Here is a 212-nt window from a genome sequence, read left to right on the forward strand (position 1 = left end):
CCACGGCCCACACGCCGGTGCCGTTGTTGTACGTGCCCACGCTCGGCGTCGCCGAGACGAAGGCGTAGCCGGCCGGCAGCTGGTCGTTGACGTTGACGCCGGCCGCATCGGACGGGCCGTTGTTGGTCAGCGTGATGGTGAAGGTAACGTTGGTGCCCACCACCGGCGTCGCGCTCGACGCGGTCTTGACCACGGCCAGGTCGGCCGAGGCC

The 212-nt window shown here is 70.3% G+C and carries 1 protein-coding gene; it reads right to left on the bottom strand.

Annotated elements, in window-relative coordinates; all coding sequences use genetic code 11:
* Positions 1-212: DUF11 domain-containing protein (locus tag A7A76_RS18320; RefSeq protein WP_206412553.1), on the bottom strand; the 212-nt coding region annotated here is incomplete at both ends.

It is taken from the genome of Lysobacter enzymogenes (assembly GCF_017168095.1).
Lineage (GTDB): Bacteria > Pseudomonadota > Gammaproteobacteria > Xanthomonadales > Xanthomonadaceae > Lysobacter > Lysobacter enzymogenes_D.